The organism is Candidatus Chazhemtobacterium aquaticus, assembly GCF_009936135.1.
GTDB classification, from domain to species: Bacteria; Patescibacteriota; Microgenomatia; order UBA1400; family Chazhemtobacteraceae; genus Chazhemtobacterium; species Chazhemtobacterium aquaticus.
In genome coordinates this window covers 518,575-542,640 of record NZ_CP047901.1, presented here as the reverse complement: position 1 = coordinate 542,640, position 24,066 = coordinate 518,575, and the positions used below count along the sequence as shown (strand labels likewise).

Genomic DNA, 24,066 nt, shown 5'->3' with positions numbered 1-24,066 from the left:
GATGTTTCACCACTTGTCACCACTAATAGTTAACTATGTCAAAAGGTATCGTGTCAAGAGGGAAATACAGCAAAAAAACCACGTCTTAGAGGACGTGATCAATCAAGAAAAATGCGGGGGGGTTGGGATATTACTTAAGAGGGAGGAAAGGGCCGACTAGATAGAGGGTAACGTCTTGAGTTTCGCCTTTAAGATCATCCCGGACAATGGTGACTTGTCTACTCCAAGGCTTAATATCTAAATCAACAGTAAGCTGTCCATCAACAGCCTCAACCTCTTCTAGAACTTGGTAGTCCTGGCCATCGAAGTAAGCAAGACTAGTGGCGTCACTGATGAGAGTAAGAGTGCCAGTGACATCGTCGGGCGAGGCGGAGGTGATGACGAAGGGCTCGGAGACTACCTCACCAGAGTAGGTACCGATATATCCATGGGTGTAACTTAAGATGGCAGTTTCTGTGTATTTTATAGGAGTGAATTTGAGTTTTTGGTCGGTAGTAGCGGAGGGACCATCGATGAAGACATAGTTGCTTTTGAGAATATTGATCTCGGTGTCATTCTCGAGCTTGGTCTTAATGGTACCGGTGCTGATGTCCTGGTCAAAGCTACATTTACCACCTGAGGAACAGCTACCCAGTAAGAAGGCTTGAGTGAAGGGAAGTTCAACTGGCAGAGAGATAGAGGTACGACCTCCTTTAAGAGAGTTGCCGGAGAGATACTCGATATCGACAGTAAGCTCGGGGGTGTTACCCGGTTTGTCCATGTAGAGGGTAATGAGTTTGTTGGTCTGGTGTGGGAAAAGGGTGATGAAAGGACGGTCAGGAATGGGAAGGGCGTTGATGATTTGTCGCTTGGCGGGAGGAGGAGGAACTTCCTCTGTTGAGGAGGAGGAGATTAGGCGATAGGCGACGAATCCAACCAGGCTTAGGATAAGCAGAGCGGGAACTAGAAGAACGAGTTTAGACTTGGGCATACTTTTGGGATAACAGATTAATTTAACTTCTCGTCAAGGTATTTGGCAAGCTTACCAATGGAGACGGTCTCCTGGAGAGCGGTGTCCCGGTCTCTTACCGTAACGGTCTCTTTCTCGAGAGTGTCAAAGTCAACAGTGATACAGAAAGGAGTGCCGATTTCATCTTGGGAGTAGTAGCGCTTACCGATGTTGCCTCGATCATCCCAGTCAACCACAAAGCGATCGTAGAGAAGAGTCTGGACTTGTCTGGCTTTGTTGACCAGGTCTTCTTTGTTAGATAGGAGAGGAAAAACGGCGGCCTGGTAAGGGGCTAGCTTGTAGGGAAGCTTGAGCATAACTCGATTTTTTTGTTTGTCTTCGTAGTAGGAGTTAATAAGAATGGTGGTGAGAGAGCGAGTGATACCAAAAGTGGGCTCGATGACGTGGGGAATGAATTTGCGGTTGGTCTTGGGGTCGGTGTATGAGAGATCAACACCAGATTTTTCTGAGTGGTTTTTGAGATCAAAGTTAGTCCTGTAAGCAACAGCAAACCATTCTTTGTAACCAAAGGGGTACTTGTACTCAAGATCCTCGGTGCGTTTGCTGTAGTGGCTTAGTTCGTCGGAGGTGTGAGGACGCCAACGGAGTTTGTCATCGGTAACACCAAGCATGTGAGCGAAACGAGTAACCTCTTCTTTCCAGAACTCAAACCATTGCTCCCAGTCTTTTTCCTCAACAAAGTACTCAAACTCAGCTAGGTCAAACTCTAGGACTCTAAAGGTGAACTTGCCCATGGTGATCTCGTTTCGGAAAACTTTACCAGCTTGGGCCAAACCAAAAGGCAGACGGGGATGGATGGAGTCAATAACCTGTTTGAAGTCAACAAACATACCTTGAGCGGTCTCCCCTCTTAGGTAAGCGGTGTTTTTCTCCCCGGTGATGATACCGACTTGGGTCTCGAAGAGCTGGTTGAAGAGACGAGGAGAAGTCCAGTCAAACTGACCACACTTAGGACAGAGGATGTGCTTGTCTTGAATAATGGCTTCAAGCTCCTCAAGTGACTTACCCTCAACTTTGGTATCAGGGTATTTGTCTTCGATGAGGTGATCAGCTCGGGTGCGATAGTGGCAGTTTTTACAGTCGATGAGAGAGTCGGAGAAAGAAGCTGTGTGGCCGCTGGCTTCCCAGACTTTGGGACTCATGAGGATGGCGGTATCAAGACCGTAAACCTCGGGACGCTTGTGGACGAACTCTTTCCACCAGAGATTGATTAGATTGCGATTTAACTCAACACCCCTGGGACCTAGGTCATAGGTGTTGGCCAAACCACCGTAAAGATCGGATCCGGGGAAGATAAAACCACGACGCTTGGAGAGCGCTACTACTTTCTCTAGAAGTTTGTCATCAGCCATGGAGATATTGTAGCATCCGTAACTTTATAGCTATTTACCCAGAGCCATGTCGGGTTCTGGTCGGGGGGTGGACTGATCTGCTAATTTGCTATCAGTCGAGGTGCTAGAGCCGGCAGAGGAATCAATTGGTTGTAGCTCTCCGTCTTTAATGACATGAACGACGTGAACTGGTTTGGGGCGAAAACCTTTTGGTTCTACCACTGTAACTGCACGGCCGTCTCTGCGAGTGCAAAGTGCCTGACAGCCAGGATAGTATTTTTCAATAGCAGCGGTGGAGTGCCAGCCTTGAAGATAGACGGGGTAATCATCTGTTCGCTTGCCGTCTAGTGGAGGGGGTCCTTGGTGTCCATTAAGGTAATAGGCTGTCTCGACCTGATTGCTAAAGGGAGAAAGGTCAGAAAAGACGGTTGGCTCTAGCTCTCCAGACGGATCTGATAGCTGAGAAGAAATACCAGGTTTTACGTCTTCGGGAACCCACTGGGAAAAGACAATGTCACCCTGGGCAATGGCTTGCTTTATGGCTTCCTGCGAGTGAACACCGTCGAAGTAAATAATGTCGGGAGTCTCGCCAGGACGGGCGCTGCGGTCCTGAACTGAAGCTCCGGTAACTTTTAGGGATTCATTTCTTGGCATAGTAGCTTTTTTAACAAGCTAATTATTAATATAGGGGGGTTTTGAGCCGACCATTTAATACTACCCGTTAATGTCAAGATTGAGAATGTTTGTGGCTAGATTTGGTTTTTAAGAAAGGTGTTTGCTGGCGGTCAAGCGGCGGTCAATGATGTGCTCAATGTAATCTAGTAAGGACTTGGCGTCTTGATGTCTGGGCATGCCGAAACCTAAGTCACTTAAAAGATCTTTGTGAAACTGAGTGAGGGCGAGTTCCTGATCGGTCTGGGTGATAAGGTTGGATTGGTCAAGCAGGGTTAGTAGTTTTAGAAGTTGGTGAAAGGCTTCTGGCTGGGCTTGCTGTTCGACAAAGATTTTGTCGATAACCTCGATGGCGTGAAAGGCCAACCTGGTAGTTTGAAGATTGTTCCTGATGTGGTCAAAGCTGTTGATGGTCTCGGCTTGAGTAATGATGGGCATGCCTCTGGTGGTGGCAAAGTAGAGACTGGAGTACGAAAACGGCTCGATATGAGGCGCTTTTCTGGAAGTGGATTTTCTCACCCCCTTGGCGACGGCGACTAACTTACCATGTTTGAGGGTAAACAGGGTAACAATGCGATCGGCCTCACCGAAGTTATGTCTTTTGATGACAACAGCTTGATCAGAGAAGTTTTTTAACTCGCTCATGGAAGGGTAATCTCCAGATCACCCTGAACGGTGTACTCAACAGGCTGGCCGTTGAAGATAATGGAGTGGGTGATATTGGGTTTGCCAGGTTGTTTTTGGATGAGCATGGGGAAAGGAGTGGAGTAAGTGTCGGGCAGCTGGTAGGTAAAGACTAATTTGCTGGATGACTGGGGCCTTAGAGTAAAGAAGGCTTCAAAAACGGTTTTACCTAAGTCCTCGTTAGTGACGGCAGCTACTTCAGAACCAACCACCTCGGTTAGGGTAGATCCTTTAGGAACATAAAGTCTGACCCAGTCTCGGTAAACTCCGTTAAGACAGAGGCCGGCTGTCTCGAGGTCACAGTTGCTGGGCGGATGAGGGTTGTCGTAAGTAATAGTGACGGTCTTGGTGACAGAACCATTGGCGTCTAGGGTGATGTCTTGCTCAACAGTCTGGGTGATGAACATATTGGACTTGGCACCGGCAAAGTTGGTGTCGTTGATGTGGAGATAATCACCCTCAAAGGAACGAATACGGCCGGCAGCATTAAAGCCCTCGGCTGAGGTTTGAGAAGACTCCTGCGGGAAGTAAAGCAAAAGATGCTTTTCCTTTAAGGCATTGAGGCCAACATTAAGTAGCTGAGGCCAGGTGGATTTGGGCGAACCCATGGCATTGGCAATAATGGAATGCATTAAAGGACCTAAAACAGCCTTTCTGTCTTCACGGATATAGTTGGTGGGTCTGGTGGCGATATTTTCCAGGGCATATACAACCTGCGGACAATCACAACGGGGATCATTTTCAGCACTGAACTCTCCCCAGCCGCCAACGCCGATGGGGCCTAGAACTTTGAGTAATTCTACTGGAACCTGGGTATCAAGGGCGATGATACCATCGATCTGTCTGACCCCGGGAATTTCTTGGTAATGTTTTAGAAAGGTTTCCATACTAACCTTGAAGTCGGGACTCAGATTCATATCACGAAGATTCCAGTTGTTGACCAGAGGCAGGTATTTTTTGATGGGATCGGGGGCGGGTAGGATTTTGTTCCAGCGAGCATCCAGATCGTAGATATCGTAAGAATCAAGCGGGGTCAATTTGCCTCGATCAACCTTGACATAAGCGTAGGCAGTCATAAAGCCTCCGGTGGGGCGAAGCTCAGCATCGTTTTGGAAAAGAAGCATATATACTTTTTCGCCGTTTTGGCCAAGCAGGTCAGGCAAGAGAGCAATCAAGGGCTTGGCTTCGGTTAGAGCCAGATGGGCTGCAGAGAGGGTTTCCTGAAGTTTTTTGACATTGGCGCGAATTGGTTTGTTGGCAACGGTAACCGGATAGCGGTTGGGATCAATTTGGTTGATCTGGTCACGAGCCAGGTCAAGATCCTTGGCTACCTGTTCTAGTTGCGGAGAGATGGCTTCCAGAGTCTGGGCCAAGAAAACAATGCGCTCCTCGGCTGAGGTAGCATCCGGTTGAGCCGACTCAGTACTGACTTTAAAGCCAAGTAGGTCGGCATAGGGCTCGATGGCAACGGCCAGGGATTGACCAGCTTCGATGGCGTGATAGGCACCTTGTAGGCCTCGTTCACCATCAAGGTAGTAGTTGCGAATGATGGGGACATACTTGGTCCAGGAGAGATAGCGATACTGTTGTTGAGTTTTGACTAGGTGATCCTTGGCAGCAACTAACTCTGATTGGGTGGCAGCCAGGTCCTGACTTTGAAGAGCGGCGGCGGCATTTTGAGCAGAGCTTAAGGTAAGCTTGGCGGGAGTCATCATGAGATAGGCAGGAATAGCTAGGGCGGCCGTGGTTATAAGAAGAAGCAGGAGTATAACTGAGAGAATAATTAAGGGTTTTTTAAGGCTACGACGAGTCTTGAGTGTTTTGGGATCAGTTGGTTCAGATTTTGATGTGTCAGGAGCAGGTTTGACCGGATCAGTTGATGATACGTCTGGATCTGATACAGGTTTAACATCCTCGGCAGCAGAAACACCTTCACTTAGATCAAGCTTCTTGAGTTGCATATCGATTTAGTTTACCAAAATATAGAAATGGAAGACTACCATTTGCTGATCATGGCCAGAGGGGTCTTGAGAATGATGCGCAGGTCATCTAAAAGATTGCGACGACTAGCATATTGGGCGTCAATTTTTAGACGCTTGTCCCAGGGAATGTCGTTGCGACCAGAGACTTGCCAGGGGCCGGAGATACCTGGTTTGACGGTTAGACTTGTATCAATCTGCTCTTTAATCTTCTTACCATACCGCCTGATAGCGTCTTTGGCTTCGATATCACGGATGGGACGGGGACCGATTAAACTCATACTACCAAGTAGAACGTTGAAGACCTGGGGAAACTCGTCTATCGAGGTTTGGCGAAGAACCCGGCCTAACTTGGTAACACGAGGATCTTCATCTAGGGTAAGCTTCCAGCTTTGTTTCTTGAACTTCTGGTAGAGTTTGGGGTGATTCTTCCAGTATTCCTCGGCGTCGGTACGCATGGTGCGAAATTTGATGATCTTAAAGACCCGGCCATTTTTACCAAGACGCTTCTGAAGAAAGAAGATGGGACCTGCTGAGTCAAACTTGATTAAGAGTGGCACAATGATCCAAACGGGGACGAAGAGGACAATGAGAGTGAGGGCGGCGAGTAGATCAAGTAAGCGTTTGGCTAGATCGTAGAACATGAGTGTTTTTTTAAATTAATTTGTCTAGTTTTAATGATTTTAGAATTTCGACTAAAGCTTTAACATTCTGGGCATTAACCATGGGGCAGGCCAGAAGAGCGTCACCAGTATCAACTATAACCATGCCCTCCATGTCGGTGATAGCGATGAGGCGATCACTGGCGAAGATGAGATTGTGGAAGGAGTTTCGGGTGACGACATTCTTGGGATTGCCTAGGATAACATTGCGCTGAGCATCTTTGGGAAAGATCTCATAAACCTGCGCCCAGCTGCCAACATCATTCCAGGTATCCTCCAGAGTAATCATCTTGGTGGATTTAACTTTCTCTAGAAAGGTTGTCTCGATGGGGTCCTTGGTGATCTGTTTGTATAGCTTAAGGAAAGCGGGCCGGTTAAGGCTCTTACCAGAAGCAACGTGCTGGTTAATCTTGGTGACAATCGAGTTGATCTGAGGACTGGCCGAAAGGGTATCAAGAATGAGCTGAACTGGGGCAGCAAAACCAGAACCATGCCAGTAGTAATTACTGGAGCTAACGTAACGACGAGCTCTTCTTTCGTCGGGTTTCTCAACAAATTTTAGGGCTTTGAAAACCTGAATATCCCCATGAGTAGAGAGCTTTTTACCGGTTTTGATATAGCCAAAGCCGGTGTGAGGTGAACGGGGCTTGACGCCGAAAACTATGACCGAGTCATCAGCGGCTTGCTGGGCAGCTAGACTAGACATGCGATGGAAACGGGGAATGTCTTGAAGATAGTCGTCGGCAACTAGGAGGTGAACGATAGCATTGGGGTCACGATGGTAGATAACCGAGGCACTTAACAAGTTGGCGGCAGTAGTACCTTGTTTAACCGGCTCTAAAAGCCGGTTTTGTTTAGGGATCTGGGGTAAATTCTTTTGAATCTGAGATCGGTAATGGGCAGGAGCAACTACGTAAATGTGATCATCGGGTATAAAGCCTTTTAGCCTTTGGTAGGTTAATTGACTTAAGGATAAATCGCCATCAAGGTGGAAGAATTGCTTGGGCAGAGCCTTCCTTGATTTGGGCCAGAGACGGGTGCCAACACCGCCGGCGATGATAACTACATATAGGTTTGCTGGTGCTTTTGCCATAGTATTTTTAATGTAGCAGATAATTGATGTTGAAAGACAAGGGGCGAGAAACGAGCGGCGTTTTTGCGGCAGAGAACGGAGGATATGGTGGTTTGCTTTTCGAATTTAGTGATGGCATTGATGATAGCTTTGATTGTCTGAGAGGTAAAGAAGAGGCCTGTTTTGCCCTCAATGACAGTTTCTTGGGCACCGCCCTGGTTGTAGGCAAGAACCGGCGTGCCGCAGGCCTGAGCCTCAAGGGGGACAAGTCCAAAGTCCTCATGGGAAGGAAAAATCAAGGCTTTGGCGGAAGCATAAAGACGCCTTAATTGTTGGTCAGAGACAGAGGAGAGGAACTTGACGTTGTGAGTAGCTTGGCGTTTAAGTGATGAGCTTTGAGAACCTGAGCCAACCACGATTAAGTTGGATGATTGAAGGCTGGGATGGGCAAAAGCGTTGATGACCAAATCGGCTTTTTTGTAAGGAACTAAGCGACTGACGAAGAGATAGTGAGTCCGTTTTAATCTAGGTGCTCTGGAGAAATAGTCGTAGTTAATGGGTGGATAGATAACGGATGAGGGTCGGTGATAGTAGCGTCTTATCCTTGATTGAACCTCTTGGGAGATGGCGATGTAGTGATCAGGTCGATGAGAAAGGTAAAGATCGTTTTTTTGATATTTTTTTATGTTCTTGTGCAAATATCTTTTCACTAGAGGAGATAAGATACCCAAACCGGGGTGTGTTAAATACTCTTGCCGTCCCGACCAGAGATAGCGGGTGGGAGTAAGGCAGTAACAGACATGCAGAGTATTAGGCTTGGTGATAACGGCTTTGGCTGATTCGCTGGTGATGGAGATGACCAAATTATAATCATTAAAGTTAAAGGTCTCAAAAGCTAGGGGGGCAAGAGGGGCTAAGAGTTCATGATGGGAACGCAGGAATGGAAGATTAAGGAAACTGGGACGAACATCCATACCGGAGGCCCAGGTAGCCTTTGCTGGGTCGTAAACAAGGGTATAGAGAGGAGCTTTGGGAAAGAGTTGATGGAGTTGTTGAATGACTCGCTCGGCCCCGCCAAACTTGTTAACTCGATCGTATACTAAGGCAATTTTTAAGTCGTTTAGATTACTTGAACGCATATTTGTAGGCCTTGAGAGTCTGACGAGCAGTCTTGGTCCAGCTGAACTGAGTGACATGGGACAGTCCCCTATCAACCAAGCGCTGTCTTAAGTCATGTTCCTTAACAATCCAGGAAATTTTTTCTTCCAGATCCTGCTGGTCGTATGGGTCAAAGTAGAGGGCGGCCTGGCCATAAACCTCGGGTAAACAGGTGGCGTTGCTACTGACAACTGGGGTTTTTAATTTCATGGCTTCAAGACCAGTTAAACCAAAGCCCTCGATTAACGATGGCTGAACTAAGGCAAGGGCTTGTGCATATATGTGGGGTAAGTCCTGGTCGGGTACGTAGCCTAGAGGGACAATGGCATCGCTTTTAGTAACCCGTTTGTGAAAAGCAGAACGGCCGGCAATGATACCGAGTTTAAGGTTAAGAGAGTGATTGGCGTTAAAAGAATTGACGGCGTTAATGAGGAGATTGACGTTTTTGTGGGGGTAGAGATTGCCGGTGTAGATGATATAGGGCTTTTTGAGGGAGTATTTTTTAAGCAAGGTTTTGTCTGGAGTATCGACTGGTTTGAGACCAGCGTTAACCGCTTCGTAGGTGACAAAGATTTTGGCTGAGGGCACCTTTAATTGAGTGATGAGATAGTTTTTCCAGTAGTGAGAAGGAGTGATGATAGCGGTAGAGGTTTTAAGATTGCGACTGATAAGGAAGCGATAGGCTAGGTGCTTGATGCGATACTGCCAGGAAGGCAAGGTGGTAGTGTCGGGGCCAGTGGAGAGATGTTTGATTAGGTCGTGGATGGTGATGATAGTTTTTTTGAAGTACAACAAGGGAGCGTTAAAGTGGGGAACGTGGAGCAGATCAAGATGATGGGAGTAGAAAATGAAGGGATTGATGAGTTGCTCGGCAAGCGAGTAGATAGGGGTCTTGAGAGGAACGATGGTGACGTTGGAGAAGGACTCTAGATCAGAGAGGAGTTTGGGATCACCGAAAATAATAAACTGGTCTTTGGGAGAGAGAGGGATGAGCTGACTAACCAGCTCCTGGACATAACGGCCGATGCCGGTGTGTTTGGGGCCATAGAGGCGGGCGTCGATACCGATTTTCATAAACTACTTAAGTTAGTTGGTGCTTGATAACTCTAAGCCAGCCAAGCAGGGTGATGGCTAGAAGGATGGGGTAGGTGATGAAGAAGGGGTACTGGTTTTGATAGAACTTGCGATAGAAAATTTTCATGGCCTGGGTCGAGGCCTTGGCCACCTTGATGCGAGTGGCCTTGGGCGGACGAGCTTTGTTGGCTGATTCTTTTCTTAAGCCAGAGCTGGCACCTTTGTAATGGATGGTAGTGACTTTGGGATAGTAGATGATTTTTTTGCCAGTTTGGCGAATGCGGTAGCAGAGGTCGATATCTTCTCCGTAAAAGAAGTAGCTCTCGTCCCAACCGCCAATTTTGTCGAAAAGTTTTTTGGAGAGCATGATGTAGGAACCAGCGGCCACATCGATGGAGTGAATACGGTCGTAGCCTTTGTAGCTTTGGTAGTAGTTGTTAAAGAGACGACTATTGGGAAAGAGGGTATTTAGTCTTAACATCTTGGTAAGAGCAGTCCAGGGAGTGGGGAAACCTCGGTGATTATCAAGATCGATCTGGCCAGTGGGTAAAAGTAGCTTGACGGTGATGGCACCAACATCCTGGTGAGTGCGGAGATATTTTAAAGGTTTGACTAAGGCGTGAGGAGTAAGCTTGGTGTCTGAGTTTAGAAAGAGCAAGTATTTGCCTTGGGCGATGGCGGCAGCCTGATTGTTGGCAGCAGCAAAACCTTTGTTGTCTTGATTGGCAATTAATTTAACTTGGGGAAAATCCGCCTCGACCATTTGGACTGAGTCATCAGGCGAGTTATTATCAACAACTATAACCTCGAGACCATCTTTGGGACTCTGAGATTTATAGACTGATTTGAGGCAGTCTGATAGCAGCTGCTTGGTGTTGTAGGAGACGATGATGATAGACAGGCTCATGGTGTCTGGCTGGATACTTGCTGATAGATGCGACTTAGTTTATCAGCAATGACCTGATAACTAAAGTTTTGCTCGACATAACGGCGAGAAGCGAGAGTGAGTGACTCGGCTTTTTTGGGGTTGTTTACTAGATCAATGATGGCAGTAGCCATGGATTTGGGTGAGTCGGTAATAATGGCATGTTCGCCTGGATTAATACCTAAGCCAGCCATACCAACAGATGAACTGACAATGGGAAGACGACTGGCCATAGCAGCTAGATTTTTCAATCTGGTGCCACCTGGGCCTTTAATGGGAGTACAAAAAATATCAGCCTCTTTGTAGGCTTTGACAATACTGTCGGCATCATCTTCGGCAATATCTGAGATTAAGACAGAGTCGGAGGCCAAGGCTTTTAGCGAATCGGGTTGGTGCTGACCAACAATCCAGACACGAGCTTGGGGGAGTTTTTTCTTAACTAAAGGCAGGATCTTGGTGATTAAAGTCTGGGCTGCTTCAATATTTTGAAGCCAATGGAAATTACCGACAAAGAGGATGGTCGGTTTGCTGGTTTTCCAGGATGTTTTTTGTTTGAAGAAATCAAGATTGACTCCATTGGGAACAATATCAACGCGAAGATTTGGTTCTAGTCTTAAGATTTCTTCCTTGTCTTTGTCGGACACAGCAATAACCCGATTGGCCCGACGCCAGTAGAAGCGTTCCCAGTGCTTTAATTTTAGAACATCAATGTTTAGAAGAGGTCGTAGAGGTAGCGGGGCAACTTCCTTAACATAGTGCTGGTAGACCTTGAACTCAATGGTCTGATCAACCAATACGACTGGAACTTTTGTTCCGGAGGGAATGTGAGGCATGGCGTAAAAAGTCTCGACATGGATGAGGTCGTAATGATTGTTGGCTAGCTCGTAGGCAATGGCTTGCTGGGCTTGCTTGGAAAAATTGCGAACAACTAAGAATGGCTGAAGCGAAAAACCGGTTTTGATGATGTTTTTTAGCGTAAAAGGCTTACGGGAACGCAGACAGACCTTAACTTTTTTGCAAAAGTTTTTTTCTAAAATTGGGATATATTGTGTTTCGGTCGGGTCTTTAATTAAAGAAACTAGGGTGATGTCATGTTTTTTCTTGAGGTGTTTCAGTAAATTCTGAGTGCGGATCTGTCCACCAGAAGAGTCTGGATATGGAAGATATGGGGTGAGCATTAAGATTTTCATTTGTTTTGGTTTAATTCAACAATTACATAACGGTCAGTTTGTTCAAGAATGGTGTTGTTGGGATCACTGATGACCTGGTTGGTTTGGTCATCAAAGTTGACCGAGACGTAGTGGGTAGCACCTCGCTCAAGCAGGTATGGAATACCCCAGAAGGAGATGGGCCAGCCAGAACGTCTGGTTTGATATAAGAAAGCAGTGTCGCCATTGTAGGGAGCAATGACCTTGGCATCGGCAGGGAGAAGTTTGTCAGCTCTGATACCAGCCTCAACAATACTCCAGTTGTTGACTTGGTAGTAACCTTTGATTTGATACCAGGAAAAAGCAAGGGAGAGAGCGATACAGGCTGAAACAAGCAGAGGTGTAAAGGGCCAGATTAAAGATGGGTTAGGTTTAACTAGAAAAAGGGTGCCTTTAGCTAAGAAGACGGCCAGAACGGGAATGGTGATGGCTTGGTAGTAGTCGTGAGTGACATTGCCACCAGCGAATATAACTAGGTAGGCAAAGATGCCAACCAACCAAAGATGGAAGAAATAGTGTTCTTTGGGTTTGAGTTTGGTGACTAGACCAGTGAGGAAAGGCAGTAAGCCAAAAGCGCCGAGAATCAAGAGAGAGAGCCGTTCGTAAAAGAGCCAGCGCCACCAGGCGGGACGAAGGCGGATGTTCATGTAGTTGTAGAGCCAGAGATTGCTTGGGATGCCTTCAGGGAACTGTTGAATCCAGAGACGCCAGAGAATTAAGGGAGCAAAAACAATGATAAGGAAGATGTAGGTGGAGGGTTTAAGCAAAAGCTTGAAACCCCAGGTAATAAGACCTAACCAGACTAAAGGGAGAAAGTAAAAGACGGCATAGGGCTTGACCAGTAAGGCAAAGGCAAGCAGGGTGCTTGATAGGAAGAAATGGGCGAGGTTGGGCTGACGGGTAGCTTTAACAAAGTAATATGAACCAGCCAGAGTAAGGGTAATCATTAAGGGATCGGGTAGAACAACCCTCGAGTAGTAAATACTGAAAGGGAGAACGGCCATAAAGAAGGCTGATAACAGACCGGTGTAACGATCAGTTAGGAGTGAGACTAGGGCGTAGAGAAAGATGATGGAGATAAGGGAGTAGACAATGGAGAGGACTCTGCCCCATTGATCAAGATCAAAGGTAGTAAAGTTGCCGGCTATAAAAGCGTGGATGGCATTGTAGAGGGGAAACTCGGCCATGCGATAGCCTTGTGGGTTATCAATATCAGAAGGGAAGGAGGAAAGATCGTGGAAGCGAGGGTGAAGCAAATCAATACCGTTTTTTAGGTATTCCTGAGAAACAGAGGCAGTATCGGCCTGACGCCAGGAGTGCCAGTCAGCTAAAGGATTATCGATTTTGTACCAACGTAAGATAAGGGCAAGTAGAAGGATAAGGATGAGTAAGATTTTGTGTTTCATGAGTGTTTGAGAGCAATACCAGAGGCTAGGCCAGTATACATCCAAAAGAGGGTGGCTACTTTGCTAGCTTCAAAGACGTCGATAAAGGTGGCGATAATTAGAAAGCCAATGACTAGGCCTAAAGTACCTAGGCTATAAAAACGTTCGAGAGAAGACAGTTTTTTCTTTAGATTAGAGAGGAGATCAGTAATGATATTGATGATGATGGTGATGAGGGCAATGAAGCCAAGGAGTCCGGTTTCGCCTAAAGCTCTTAGGTAATCATTGTCGGTAGCGAGTGAGATGGAGGCATAACCAGTACCAAAGAAGGGATTTTTCTTGAGAGCTCTTAAGGCTCTGGGCCACTCAACATCAAGACGAATCGAGGTGGAGCGGTCTTCTTGGATGGCTCGTTTGTTTTCGATGGGGGTGGGCTTGGGAGTGGATGAAGGGCTGGCGTCAGCTGCATAGAGAGGAGGGATGAGTAGCTGGGTACGAGAGTCCATCAAGCCTTTGACCTGATCCTGGAAGCGGGAGAATTTAAAAACATCAAAGAGATTGCCGAAGCGATCAGAGATGCTGGGAGTGTTAACCAAACCAACAAAAGCAACTAGAAAAACAGGGATAATCCAGAGAGGCTTCTTACCAAGTAGGAAAACTAGACTCAATGATAGAACGGTAGCACCGAAAGCAATGCGAGAGCCGGTGCGTAGTTGCAACCAGAAGAGAATGAGTAAGAAGGTAACACCAAGCAATCGAGGTAAATGGCGACGGAAGAGAAGAAGTAGACCAGCAGATAGACTTAGGGTCATGGTGAGGTAGGTAGCTAAATCGTAGTGACCGGCAAAGGTGGAGGAGAGGTTAACACCTGGCTGAAGGGTTAAGGCGATACCAGTGGAGTACTCGGCACTCTGGGTGGAGATAACGGGTGCATTTAAGTAGATCTGAGCTAGGCCATAAACAAAGACGGCCAGAGCGATTAAGGGAATTAGCTTAACAAAGAAAAGTAGGTTGTCTTTGTTTCTGGCAAGTAGTAAACCGGCAAAGAAAGGAATGGTGTACTCGACTCGCCTGGCCCAGTGAAGCAGACCCAGAGATAGAGGGGTGGTTTTGGTTAAGAAAACACCGCTTAGAGTGGCAAAAAAAGCAACTAACCAAAAAACCAGGATAGCTTTGGCGGTGGGGCTTTTGGTAAAAAACTTGAAGTAAGGGCGGAGTAATAGGAGGAGGAGGAGGAGAAGAGCCAGTAGGGCAATGATGAAATCCTCGGCTCTGACGGCAACATAGGTGCCAGGAACATTAAACAAGGGAAACTTGGGGTAGAGCGGAATAAAAATAAGGAGGGCCGCGAAGGTGTATTTAAGCAGAGACTCTAGCAAGGAGTTGTTAGAGTTTGAGCGCTTGGTGGTAGGCTTGTTTTTTGGCGTCATCGCCTAGTATTATCCCAAAGAGTAATAGCCGCAGCAATGAGCCGAGCTTGAAAATGATATTGACTAACGGCAGCTGCCAGGAAGGTTTGTGTTTTTTGTAAAAATACTTGATACCAGTAATCTCTGAGATGAGAGCAAACTGAGATGAGGAGGCCTTGGATTGCAGGTGGGTGATGGAAGGAGAGCTGGAGTAGATAACCTTGTACCCAAGCTGTTTAAGTCGGTAGCAGAGCTCTAGATCCTCACCATACATAAAGATGTGTTCATCAAAACCGCTTACCTTGTTAAAGACTGGGGATGGTATAAGCATGAAGGCGCCAGTGATCCAGTCAGGCTCAAAGGAGTGGGTATAAAAGGAAGCGGGGGGATGAATGGGGCCAATCAAGTGCTTTAGTACCGGCAGCTCATCAAGAGCGGTGTGCCAAGCAAACAGGCGGAGCAATGTGGGAAAGTAACCACCAGTAGGCTGGATGGTGCCATCAGCAAAAAGGAGGCGGATAGTTAAGGCTCCTAACTTGGAAGTCTGGTCTGCTAACTTGACACTTTCCTTTATTGAATCGGGGGTGATGAGAGTATCTGGATTTAAGAAAAGCAGATATTTACCTTTGGCTTGTTTGGCGCCTAAGTTATTGGCTCTACCAAAGCCTAGGTTTTGCTCACTTTTAATCAACTTTACTTTGGGAAAGTGCTTAGCAAGCATTTGTTGAGAACCGTCGGTGGAGTGGTTGTCGACGACGATGACCTCGAATTTAACTCCCTTGGTGTTGGAATATAAGGAGTTAAGACAATCACGCAGATATTTTTTGGTGTTGTAGGAAACGATGATGATGGAAAGGTCTAGTTTCATAGAGATTACCTTAAGCTAAGTAGGCGTTTGAGTGAGAGACGGAAATGATTGAAGACAAGATAGGTGAGGGGGAAGATACTAGTCCAGATAAAGAAACGGGTATAGGGAGAGGAGTAGTAAGGTTTTAGAGTGACTTTTGATTGGTACTCAACACCATCGATGACCATGGCCCAGCGGTCGTACTGTGAGTCAAAGAGATAGTTGGAGATGGGGCTTAACCTAGGATTCCAGCCCGCAACAAAAAGGCTTTCTCTTAAGGGGTGATTGATTTCCTCAAGGTAATAGGTAAGTAGGTGATCACGGACGTAGACACGACTGTCCTCAGGGGGGTAATTGAGGCGATATGAGGGCAGGGTTAGTCCAAAAAGATTAAGCGAGAAGGTGTCTTGATAGAACTCTAGAACTTCGCTTCTACCAAGGTTAGTGTAATAGGCAGATTGATCTGGGTTTTGCCAGGTGTCGCCTGGCTCAGTGGAGCGAAGAGCATTGGGTAAAGCTACCACCTCGGGTTGGGGAAGGGCGAGATAGACTAAACCTGAAAGATAGAGAAAAAGGATGAGAAGTCGAGTGAGGAGCTTCATTTAGGTAGATAATAGCATTTTAAGGCTATTGGAAGAGTCGGGGGCGGCCAAGATGATAGTTGAACTTCCTGAGACGACGTTCACCGATGACCTTGGCAGGAACTCCGCCAACTATAGACCCTGGTGGAACGTCTTTGGTGACGACCGCCCCACCGGCAATAACCGCACCTTTGCCAACAGTGACGCCGGGCATGATGATGACTCGGGGACCGATAAAAACGTAATCCTCGATTTTTACTGGTTCCTCAATGGCTTTCATATCAGTGGAGTGAACGTCGTGTTCTGAGTTGTAGATCATGACTTCAGAGGCAATATCGACATGAGAACCAATGGTTAAGGGGGCACGGCCATCAAGAAAAGCACGGTAACCAATGATGGTATCCTCTCCGATTTTGATACGGCGGGGGTTGAAGAAACGGGCGCCAGTGTGGATAGTGGAGGAAGGATGGAGTTGTAGGCCAGAAAGACGGTAGATAGAATGGCGGAGGAAATGAATGGGTATGTGACCGACGTAGTTTAAAAGCATTAACTCGAAATCGAGAAAATAGCTAAAGAAACGGTTAATAATCTTGCCGATGGCCACATTGAGCGAAAGAGATTTGCCCTGTTTGTCAACAAACTGGAAGCCTTGGGAGGTGATTTTAAGATTGGCGATTTTCATATCTGGTATTCTAACAGTAATTAAAGACTGGTAAGGATTTTAAGCGTTTTTTGGGCGGCTTTGTCCCAAGAGAAACGAGTGGCGTTTTGCTTGCCTTGCTTAATCCGCTGTGCCCGCTTAAGACGGGGTAGGGATAAGGCTTCCCTTAAGCTCTCGGCAATCTGATCAACAGAATGGGGGTTGTTAATATAGATGGCGGCGTCTCCGGCTACCTCAGGTAAACTGCTGACACGAGAAACAACGGTAAGAGCTCCACAAGCTTGAGCTTCGATAACGGGGATGCCAAAGCCTTCATAAAGTGAGGGGAGAACGTATGCGACAGAGGACTTGTAGAGAGCAGGCAGATCGCTACTTTCGACAAAACCGGTGAAGATAACTTTCTTCTCCAACTTGTAGCGCTTGACGACCTTGAAGATCTCCTCGAACAACCAGCCCTTTTTACCGACTATGACTAGTTTAGTGCCACCACCCAGACGAGAAAAGGCCTTGATGAGATTGGCGATGTTTTTTCTAGGCTGGAGAGTACCAACGTAGACAAAATACTTGCCGGTGATGCCATATTTTTGGCGAACTTGTTGTTGTTTGGTTAAGGGAATGCGGGGATGGAATAGCTCCTGGTCGTAGCCTGGATAGACAACATCAATCTTGTCAGGTGAGGTATTGTAAATCTCAACAATGTCTTTCTTGGTGTACTCGCTGATGGTGATGATTCTTTTGGCTTTTTTGGCGGATTGAGCGGTCCAGCGGCGAAGTTGATTTAGATCGTATTGGGTAAAGTACTCTGCCCCAAATTTTTCGTAAGAAAGGTCCATAATGGCAAAGACTCGCTTAACCGGAGAGACTAGGGGGATATAGTGGCTGGGAGTAAAGAGCACGTCAGGACGAGGGGAGCGAAGCAGACGCATGGTAAGACCAGTTAAGACCCAGGCTTTGGTGGGACCAAAGACCTCGTAGGTAAAGTTGTTGGAGGTAGGAGGCAGATCAGGCAGGGGGCGATTTTTTAAGAAAACAACAAATTTGTGCTTGGTTTTTAGTTTGGCTAGATGGTGGAGTAGCTCAAAAGCAACCTGATTGACACCGACTCGTTGGGAGATGTTGGCTTCGTTTCCGTCGATGGCAATTAACATATATATATGGTTATTGGTGATTCTGGGCCACTTCTTGGTAGAGCTTGAGAGTCATTCGGGCGGTTTTTTGCCAGCTAAATTTCTTAAGTTGCTGGTGGCCTTTTCTGATTAATTCAGATCGGTTCTCAAGACCTTCGATTATACCATCGGCAATACTTTCTTCTGATAAGGGATTAACCAAAACGGCGGCTGGACCAGCCACTTCCGGCAGGCTGCTGGTGTCACTGGTAACGACTGGAACTGAAGCGGCGAACGCATCTAAAACGGGTAGACCAAAACCTTCGTAGAGAGAAGGAAAGAGAACAACCTGGGCCTGAGAGGTGAGTAGGCCCATATCAAGATCGGAGACAAAGCCGGTAAAGATAACTGAGGGAGAAGCCAGCTTGGCTTCGTCTTCACTGGGGCGGCCGACAATGACGAGGAGGAGGTCTAACTTGGCACGCTTAAAGGCAGCTACAGCTTTATGAATGTTTTTGCGGGGATGGCCGGAACCGGGGACTAAGATATAGGGCTTGGTGATGCCGAGACGGCGGAACTGATTGGTGACGATTTCCTGAGTGTTTAGGGTAGGAGGGGGCAAGGTGGGTGCTTCAGGGATAACATCGATACGCTCTGGATCTACCTCAAGGTAGCGAATGATGTCGTTCTTGGTGGCCTGGGAGACAGCGATGATGCGAGCTGATTCTTTAATAACCCAGAAAAGCCGCTTACGGTGAACCCGACCAACTTCCGGATGAACGTATTGAGGATCCTTGAACATAGCCAGATCGTGGATGGTAGTGACTTTGGGTGCTCTGGCTGGTGGCTCGGCCCAGTCGGAAGTGTGGATGACGTCAACTAGACCAGTAATGCGCTCGACTGGATAAAGATGAAGAGTGTTCCAGAGGAAATGAGCCATCTTGGGCGAGAGACGATGGGTCTTACCTATAGCTCCTGATTGATGGCGAATCCAGTGGTCAAGTTCGGCCTTGCGACGAAGCGATCCGCCAAAAAGAATCAGAGAGTCTTTGGTTTTAAGTTTTAGCAACTCGGAAACAAGGTGGCGGGTGTACTGGGAAACTCCGGTGCCGTAGATGGCTTGGGTAACGTCAATGGCTATTTTCATAAGGTAAAAAAGTTACTTAGCGGTGTAATAATCAACAAAACCGACTCCTGAAAAGTCGTAGGTGGTGAGTAAGTGATAGCCGGCGTTATCAAGCCAGGTCGGGATGTTGCGACCGGGATCAGTCATCTGGGCTAGGTAATGAAAGTAAAGAATATCTGAGTTGCCAGCAGTACCATCAGAAAGACGCTGGTCTAGTAGAATAGGGTCATTGTTTAGATCTTTTAGGGGAGCAGTGTAGACAAGATCAGGAGCGTACCAGAGAACCGGAGCAAAGGCGTCGGCAAAAACAAAGATGGGCTGGGCGCCTTGGGTTTGTTGTTGATCCAAAGCAAACTGGGAAGCGGAGCGCCAGTCTTCTCTGTGGAATGAGGGAGTGATATAGAAGATGAGGTTGGCCAGTAGAGAAGTGGAAATAATGACAAAGAGATTAAAAATGGCTAGCCGGGGAGGAAGAGCCAGTAAACCTAAGGCCATGAGGGTGGTAAAGGCGGGAACCAGATAGATGAAGCGCCAGTAACCAAGCATGGGAGAGAAGAGAGAAAGAACGGCGGCTGTAACAATGGGTAGAACCAGCCAGAGAAGAAAGAGGCGACTAACTGGACGCTTGAGACTTAAGATAACCAGGGAAACATAGTAGAGAGTGACGATGGCTCCCGAGAGAAGGAAGCTGTTGGAGGCGGAGAAGTTGATGCGACCAAAAGAAAACTTGGCGGGAATCATCAGCAGAGACTTAAGATCTAACTGACCTGAGATCTCTACCCAACCAGGCAGACTCTTTAAGAAGGCACTACCCTGAAACTGAAGTAAGAGAGTGGGTAACCAGGGAAGGAAGAGAAGGAGGGTGACCAGAAGAGAACTCAAGAAGCGAACCAAGAGACGGCGATGGGAGATGAAGATAAAGACAAGCTGAGCAAAGAGGTTAAAAAAGCCTCCATAGAAGGTGTAGATGCTTAAGGTAGAAACAAGGGTGAACACACCTAAATGAAGATGGCGTTTGGTTTTGATAAAGAGTGCAAGTAGGTACCAGGAGAGGACAACGAGTAAGGCAGAGAGGGAGTACATGCGTAGTTCCTGAGAGTAGTAGATGTGAAGCGGATTAAGGCTTAAGAATAGGGCAGCTATGAGTGAGTGAGGAATCTTGCGAGAGAAGATTTTTAGAGTGGCTTTGTGATTAAGAAGCTCGAGGAGAAGATAGAGGAAATAGATGGTCAAGACGCCAAAGATGACATTGGGGAGACGTAGTAAAGCTTCGGAGCGGAAACCTAGCTCTAAAGTAAGGTGGGTGATTAGATAATGGAGAGGGGGATGGAAATCGGTGGAGAGATAGGAAAAGATGTCAGTGAAGGGACGGTTGCTGATAACTAGTGAAGCACCCTCATCAAGCCAGAAGCTTTGATTGATTAAGATAAGGCGGAAGATAAAACCAAGGAGGAGGATAAAGTAGATCATAGGTCTTGTATGTAGTAATAGGGCAGGTATTTGATTAGCTCAAGTATAGCGAATGGGGTCAAAGTAAGTGTCAAATAGACTCAAGTCGAGGCTGACTTGAGCTTGATGTTGACAGTAAGATAGTAGATGGCTTGAAGCAGGCTTAAAAAGAAGCCGTGGAGGCCATCCAGGAAACCTAGTTTGTAGAAGTAGCGCTTGATGAAGTCTTTGGTGGGCTCTAGAAATAAATTGAGGTAGGAAAAGGACTGGTGACGAGCGAGTCTTTTTTTAACTTCCAGATCAGAGTAGGTGTTGATCTTGTCGATAAACTCGGAGACATGGTTGTAGTTGTAGTGAAGCAGATGATGACGGAGATGATGGGGGCGAGAGTTAGTCGCAAATAGCTCATGAACCTGGCCACCCCAGGAGCCAAGGGAGCGATGGTATAGACGGATATGGTTGTCGTCTTTAGGTCCCCAGTCGGTGTGAAGAATGGGCTTACCAAAGATAATGTTGACCCGGCCAATACGATAGGCAGCTGGGGTATCAGGTAGAGAAGCAATTTCCTGGGCTAACTGTTTGGGAACGACCACGTCAGCCTCGATGGAAAGGATGAAGTCGTTTTTGGCTTGGCTGTCGGCAAAGTTTCTGGTGTCGGCGAAGTTCTTAAATGAATGATGGAGAACTCTGGCTCCGGCTTTTTTAGCAAGACTAACAGTCTGGTCGGTGGAACCTGAGTCGATGACCAAGACTTCATCGGCAAACTTTAGCGAGTCAAGGGTGCGGGGTAAGTCCTGCTGCTCATTAAGAGCGGGAATAACAACGGTTAGTTTCATGAGTGAATCTTAGCGCGAGGAGGAGAAGAGTTCCAGAACGGCTTGTTTTAAGCTGCTGGGACGATCGCTACTAGCGCCTAACACTGTCTGGGGTGGGGTGGGTTTAACATCGGTAATGGTGGAAGAGTAGAGAACAATGGCCAGAGAGATAAAGGCGGCAAGGGCAGCTAGGAGGAGGTAGGTAGTAGAGTTTAGCTGACGTCTACTTTTCATAAACTTAGACTACTTTACTTGTCATTTGTTTGTCAATAACGATTTTATTGATAAGAGAATATAAATATGAATTATGAGGACACAAGTTGATTAAAGAGCTTAAGGTACTGGTCGGTTATTTTGTCCCAGGAGAATTTTTGGGCTTGCCTTCTGGGTTGACTGCCCCATTTTTTAGCAAGAGCTTGTTTTAAAACTGAAGCGTACTCATCAACATCTTGCGGATTGGTGACATAGAGGCCGGCTTTGCCAATGATTTCTTTTCTAATAGGGTCGTTGGTGGCAACCACAGGCAGATTGGAAGCAAGGGCTTCAAGATATACCAAACCAAAGGCTTCCCGATCATAAGGACAGAAGGTAAATAGATCGGCGGAGCGGTAGTAATCAGGTATCTGTTGATGAGGAACTAGGGTGTGTAAAAAGCGGGATTTACCAAGCAGCTTATAGCCTAAATTATTGATTCTTTCGTCTAAGGGTCCCTGGCCTAGATGGATAAAAGAGCCTCGTTTTAGCCTGGCGACGGCACGTATCCCCTGCTCTACCCTTTTCTCCTTGGTGGAGGCAGCAACATTTATTATTATAGGTCTTTGTAATTTAAGGTTTCGGATTGGTCCCCAGGGCGAGAAAATGCGGGTATCGACAGCGTGAGGAAGATAAACTAAGCGCTGATTGGGCCAGGGTGAGGCTTTTTTTGCCCAGGCTAGTTGGGCAGAGGTGAAGCAAATAAAGAGGTCGGGACGGAAGAGAAGATTCCAACGGTCGTCCCAACCCGGACCAGAGTGTCCAGCAAGAACCAGTTTGTCTTGGGTAATTATGGTGAGAAGGCGAAGAATGGGAATGGGCCAACCGGAGTTTAGGGGATAGATAATATCGTAGTTGTTCTTAAGCAGATAGGGTAAGACTTTTAAAAAGAAAATAAACTCTTGTCTTTTGGAGTGGTCGATAAATAAACGCTTGGTGAGGTGAGTAGCTGGTAGATCATTAGATGAGCTAGATATCTTAACGGGGATGACATGGGTGGTGAATGCTCTGCTATTTACCTTTGGTCCTGATTGATAGACGGTGACCTGGTGATGAGGACTCAATCGAGTGGCAAGTTGATCAAGATAGGTTTCGACACCGCGGTTAAGATGGCCAGAGTAGAAACTTAAGAAAGCGATTTTCATTGTCGGAAACCAACTCCCCGCTTTAGGAGGAGTTTTAAATAAGCTTTGGCGACGGTAATGGGATCGTCAATAAAGATATTGGTGGTGGCTTTGCGCAGATGGTTTTGGTTTTGTGAGATAAAGCGGCGGTAGTTTTTGATAAGTAAATGAATATCGATGTCTAGTTTGGGATCGTATTTGATGTTAATTTGTTTTTGCCAGGAATACTGACACTCGTCCGGCCCGGACCAGTCAACATATTGAAACTCGGACGAGTAAAGCAATGGATAGTTTTTGGGAGTAAGATGGAGCACTCCTTTTTTGTTCTCAAAAAACCATTTGTGATGGGCTAGTCCAGGAACACGACGGGCGCCAGTTAGCCAGTTGGTGATATCAAAGTCTGTAAAGACCATATCAATCCCTCTTGAAGGGGTGGCAATGTAGCCTTTTTTACCAACACGAGACATTTCTTTAATGATGTGAAGGGGTGAGTGAAGATCCTCAAGGGTGTGAGTACAGAGAACAAAGTCAAATTGATTGTCAGGAAAGGGGAGTGGATCAGTTTCTATGTTTAGTTGAACGAAGTGGCGAGCTTTTAGCTTAGAAGCGTAGGTGTAGGGAGCCTTTTCTGGTGGAAGAATATCTACTAAGGTATGAATGTTGATCTGATCATGCTGCTTACTACCACCGCCAATATCAAGAATGCGATCAGAGGGTTTTAGTTTAAATTTGCTGATAAGATCCTGGTCAGTTAGGGGCATGGCTTTGATTATATATCTGCTGGCTTGGTAGCGATGATAAAAACTTGCGGTCCCCAAAAGTTGAAGGGAAAAAGACTACGTTCTCCTAGAAACTTAAAAAGTAGTTTGCGAGGATTCTTGGTCGTCAATTCCTGAGACCAGAGACTGGAGCTGGTATCAACAAGCATTCTTTGATTAGTTAAGTATCTCTTTAAAGAAAGTAGATATGGCTCGACGGTGGTGTCATCGTCTGGTTGATCGTAAGTATCTTTAGGATTAACAAAGGTCCAGGGCAGGTGTTCTGGTGATGGAGGAAGGAAATCGTGAATCAAGCCGGTGATTAACTTGGTGATAGGGTTTTTTACAGAGTTGGGTGAACGCCTGTTGGGGGCGCCGAAATTGGGACATAAGATAACCAACTTGCCATTGGGCTTGGTAACTCGAATCATTTCTTTAATAACCACTTCTGGATCGGTGGTGTGCTCTAGCACAAAGGCTGAGTAAACTAGATCAAAGGTGTTGTCCTGGTAGGGCAGCCGTTGACCGGAGTAGCGTTTGAAGTGGTGGCGAGGATATTGTTTTTTGGCTGAAGAAATGGCAAAACGATTGATATCAACTCCGTGACCCTGTTGGTTATCACCCAATAAAGTGTTAAGCCGAGTACCTTCCCCACAACCGAAATCAAGAATGTTTTTACTGCGACGAGCTATTTGTTGGAGTTGTTTTAATCCAGGATGAGAACCGATTTCTAGACTAGCTTGACGGGCTAGTTGATAGTATTTTTGATCACGAGACAT

The 24,066-nt window shown here is 46.6% G+C and carries 24 protein-coding genes; all 24 read right to left on the bottom strand.

Annotated elements, in window-relative coordinates; genetic code table 11:
- Positions 1–130: 130 nt before the first annotated feature.
- Positions 131–970 (bottom strand): hypothetical protein, encoded by an 840-nt coding sequence (locus MICH65_RS02815; protein ID WP_161931912.1) that lies wholly within the window; start codon positions 968–970, stop codon positions 131–133.
- Positions 971–987: 17 nt separating this feature from the next.
- Positions 988–2,361, bottom strand: coding sequence for a glycine--tRNA ligase (locus MICH65_RS02810; protein ID WP_161931911.1), 1,374 nt, complete (start codon positions 2,359–2,361; stop codon positions 988–990).
- 30 nt (positions 2,362–2,391) lie between these two features.
- Positions 2,392–2,994 carry a hypothetical protein gene (locus MICH65_RS02805; protein ID WP_161931910.1) on the bottom strand — a complete coding sequence of 201 codons (603 nt, stop codon included), beginning with the start codon at positions 2,992–2,994 and terminating at the stop codon, positions 2,392–2,394.
- A 108-nt stretch (positions 2,995–3,102) separates the two neighbouring features.
- On the bottom strand, positions 3,103–3,657 hold the full coding sequence (recO, locus tag MICH65_RS02800) for a DNA repair protein RecO (RefSeq protein ID WP_161931909.1): 555 nt from the start codon (positions 3,655–3,657) through the stop codon (positions 3,103–3,105).
- Entirely contained in the window at positions 3,654–5,657 is a 2,004-nt protein-coding gene (locus tag MICH65_RS02795; RefSeq protein WP_161931908.1) for a DUF4012 domain-containing protein, read from the bottom strand. The genes recO and MICH65_RS02795 overlap by 4 nt, the downstream gene beginning before the upstream one ends.
- Before the next feature lie 35 nt (positions 5,658–5,692).
- Positions 5,693–6,319 carry a sugar transferase gene (locus MICH65_RS02790; protein WP_161931907.1) on the bottom strand — a complete coding sequence of 209 codons (627 nt, stop codon included), beginning with the start codon at positions 6,317–6,319 and terminating at the stop codon, positions 5,693–5,695.
- Between the two features lie 10 nt (positions 6,320–6,329).
- Complete coding sequence (locus MICH65_RS02785; RefSeq protein WP_161931906.1) at positions 6,330–7,430, bottom strand: mannose-1-phosphate guanylyltransferase; 1,101 nt, start codon at positions 7,428–7,430, stop codon at positions 6,330–6,332.
- Complete coding sequence (locus MICH65_RS02780) at positions 7,400–8,548, bottom strand: glycosyltransferase (protein ID WP_161931905.1); 1,149 nt, start codon at positions 8,546–8,548, stop codon at positions 7,400–7,402. Before MICH65_RS02780 ends, MICH65_RS02785 begins: the two co-directional genes overlap by 31 nt.
- Positions 8,535–9,641: a glycosyltransferase family 4 protein gene (locus tag MICH65_RS02775; protein ID WP_161931904.1), complete on the bottom strand. Its 1,107-nt coding sequence runs from the start codon at positions 9,639–9,641 to the stop codon at positions 8,535–8,537. The genes MICH65_RS02780 and MICH65_RS02775 overlap by 14 nt, the downstream gene beginning before the upstream one ends.
- Positions 9,642–9,648: 7 nt before the next feature.
- On the bottom strand, positions 9,649–10,548 hold the full coding sequence (locus MICH65_RS02770; RefSeq protein WP_161931903.1) for a glycosyltransferase family 2 protein: 900 nt from the start codon (positions 10,546–10,548) through the stop codon (positions 9,649–9,651).
- A complete protein-coding gene (locus MICH65_RS02765; RefSeq protein WP_161931902.1) occupies positions 10,545–11,756 on the bottom strand; it encodes a glycosyltransferase family 4 protein in 1,212 nt (403 codons plus the stop codon). Before MICH65_RS02765 ends, MICH65_RS02770 begins: the two co-directional genes overlap by 4 nt.
- On the bottom strand, positions 11,753–13,180 hold the full coding sequence (locus MICH65_RS02760) for an ArnT family glycosyltransferase (protein WP_161931901.1): 1,428 nt from the start codon (positions 13,178–13,180) through the stop codon (positions 11,753–11,755). The genes MICH65_RS02765 and MICH65_RS02760 overlap by 4 nt, the downstream gene beginning before the upstream one ends.
- The gene (locus tag MICH65_RS02755; RefSeq protein WP_161931900.1) at positions 13,177–14,589 is read right to left on the bottom strand and encodes an O-antigen ligase family protein; all 1,413 of its coding nucleotides are present in this window, start codon (positions 14,587–14,589) and stop codon (positions 13,177–13,179) included. The genes MICH65_RS02760 and MICH65_RS02755 overlap by 4 nt, the downstream gene beginning before the upstream one ends.
- Positions 14,546–15,436 carry a glycosyltransferase family 2 protein gene (locus MICH65_RS02750; protein ID WP_161931899.1) on the bottom strand — a complete coding sequence of 297 codons (891 nt, stop codon included), beginning with the start codon at positions 15,434–15,436 and terminating at the stop codon, positions 14,546–14,548. The genes MICH65_RS02755 and MICH65_RS02750 overlap by 44 nt, the downstream gene beginning before the upstream one ends.
- Before the next feature lie 5 nt (positions 15,437–15,441).
- Positions 15,442–16,017 carry a hypothetical protein gene (locus tag MICH65_RS02745; RefSeq protein WP_161931898.1) on the bottom strand — a complete coding sequence of 192 codons (576 nt, stop codon included), beginning with the start codon at positions 16,015–16,017 and terminating at the stop codon, positions 15,442–15,444.
- 25 nt (positions 16,018–16,042) lie between these two features.
- Positions 16,043–16,276 carry an acyltransferase gene (locus MICH65_RS04450; protein ID WP_425305012.1) on the bottom strand — a complete coding sequence of 78 codons (234 nt, stop codon included), beginning with the start codon at positions 16,274–16,276 and terminating at the stop codon, positions 16,043–16,045.
- 422 nt (positions 16,277–16,698) lie between these two features.
- The gene (locus MICH65_RS02735; protein WP_161931897.1) at positions 16,699–17,805 is read right to left on the bottom strand and encodes a glycosyltransferase family 4 protein; all 1,107 of its coding nucleotides are present in this window, start codon (positions 17,803–17,805) and stop codon (positions 16,699–16,701) included.
- 10 nt (positions 17,806–17,815) lie between these two features.
- The gene (locus MICH65_RS02730; RefSeq protein WP_161931896.1) at positions 17,816–18,910 is read right to left on the bottom strand and encodes a glycosyltransferase family 4 protein; all 1,095 of its coding nucleotides are present in this window, start codon (positions 18,908–18,910) and stop codon (positions 17,816–17,818) included.
- A gap of 12 nt (positions 18,911–18,922) precedes the next feature.
- On the bottom strand, positions 18,923–20,359 hold the full coding sequence (locus tag MICH65_RS02725; RefSeq protein ID WP_161931895.1) for a glycosyltransferase family 39 protein: 1,437 nt from the start codon (positions 20,357–20,359) through the stop codon (positions 18,923–18,925).
- An 80-nt stretch (positions 20,360–20,439) separates the two neighbouring features.
- Positions 20,440–21,174 (bottom strand): glycosyltransferase family 2 protein, encoded by a 735-nt coding sequence (locus tag MICH65_RS02720; RefSeq protein WP_161931894.1) that lies wholly within the window; start codon positions 21,172–21,174, stop codon positions 20,440–20,442.
- A 9-nt stretch (positions 21,175–21,183) separates the two neighbouring features.
- Positions 21,184–21,387 carry a hypothetical protein gene (locus MICH65_RS02715; RefSeq protein WP_161931893.1) on the bottom strand — a complete coding sequence of 68 codons (204 nt, stop codon included), beginning with the start codon at positions 21,385–21,387 and terminating at the stop codon, positions 21,184–21,186.
- A 71-nt stretch (positions 21,388–21,458) separates the two neighbouring features.
- Entirely contained in the window at positions 21,459–22,550 is a 1,092-nt protein-coding gene (locus MICH65_RS02710) for a glycosyltransferase family 4 protein (protein WP_161931892.1), read from the bottom strand.
- Entirely contained in the window at positions 22,547–23,290 is a 744-nt protein-coding gene (locus MICH65_RS02705) for a class I SAM-dependent methyltransferase (RefSeq protein ID WP_161931891.1), read from the bottom strand. The genes MICH65_RS02710 and MICH65_RS02705 overlap by 4 nt, the downstream gene beginning before the upstream one ends.
- A gap of 8 nt (positions 23,291–23,298) precedes the next feature.
- Positions 23,299–24,066: a class I SAM-dependent methyltransferase gene (locus MICH65_RS02700; protein ID WP_161931890.1), complete on the bottom strand. Its 768-nt coding sequence runs from the start codon at positions 24,064–24,066 to the stop codon at positions 23,299–23,301.